Source organism: Sulfurihydrogenibium sp., assembly GCF_027448985.1.
GTDB lineage: Bacteria > Aquificota > Aquificia > Aquificales > Hydrogenothermaceae > Sulfurihydrogenibium.
In genome coordinates this window covers 1-1,094 of the sequence record NZ_DAIDMN010000167.1, presented here as the reverse complement: position 1 = coordinate 1,094, position 1,094 = coordinate 1, and the positions used below count along the sequence as shown (strand labels likewise).

At 30.1% G+C, this 1,094-nt stretch carries 1 protein-coding gene and 1 pseudogene; both read left to right on the top strand.

Going from position 1 to position 1,094, the window contains the following annotated elements:
• Window positions 1–355: pseudogene (locus NE054_RS08340) on the top strand (Ni/Fe hydrogenase); the annotation flags it as partial.
• Window positions 356–366: 11 nt separating this feature from the next.
• On the top strand, window positions 367–1,094 hold a 728-nt coding region (locus NE054_RS08335; protein ID WP_297890532.1), incomplete at its 3' end, for a nickel-dependent hydrogenase large subunit.

The following is a 1,094-nucleotide window of genomic DNA, read 5'->3' as shown; positions in this document are numbered from 1 at the left end:
TGGATGTATAAGAAACGAGTATTTTGAATGGAAAGTGGAAGCTCATGAGTTTGGTACAAAGGAAGGTTGTTTATTTTACGAGCTTGGTTGTAGAGGACCTTTGACACATTCTCCGTGTAATAAAATTTTATGGAATGGAAAGTCTTCAAAAACACGAAGTGGCATGCCATGTATAGGTTATACAGAATTTGACTTTCCACTTAGATCTAAATATTTTGAAACCAAAACAAATATAGGTATTCCTGAAGAAGTTCCTTTAGGTGTTTCTAAAAGAGCTTATATAATGCTATCTGGAGTTGCAAAAACATTTACAAATCAAAGATTAAATAAAAAACTTGAAGAAACAGATATATAATAAAATAAAAGATGAAAGTCGAAAAAGTTATATTAAACAGAGTTGAAGGTGAAGTTAGTTTAAAAATACAATGGGATAGTTATGGAAAGGTTTCAGATGCTTTTGTTGTTGCCTATAATTCTAGAGGGTTTGAAAAGATATTAGAAGGTAAAGAACTACCGGATGCTTTAGTTATAACTCCCAGAATTTGTGGTATATGTGGACACGCTCATCTTATAGCTACTGTAAATGCTATAGAAAATCTTTATATGGCTAATTCTATAAACATAGATGTCCCCCAAAAAGCAAAGCTTATAAGACAAATTACTCTTTATAGCGAGATAATACAAAATCACTTAAAATGGTTTTATTTGTTTATAATGCCAGATTTTATAAAATTATTACCGACTGCATACTTAGAAGATTTTAGACCGTTTTCAGGAGAAAAATGGAAAAAAGCAATAAAGTACTCATCAGAAATAGTCAAAATTATTGCTATATTTGGTGGTCAATGGCCTCATACATCCTATGCAATTGCTGGAGGAGTTACAGCAGATCCTTTAAAAACGGATATTATAGAAGCGCTTTCAATCGTAGATAATCTTATAAAATATGTAGAAAAAGAAATCTTAGGAATTCAGTATGAAGAATACTTAGAAATAAAAAATATAGAAGAGTACTTGGCAAAGTCTGAAAATGGAGATTTAAAAAAATTTATAGATTTATGTATTAAATCAAATTTAGATACAACAGGTCAATC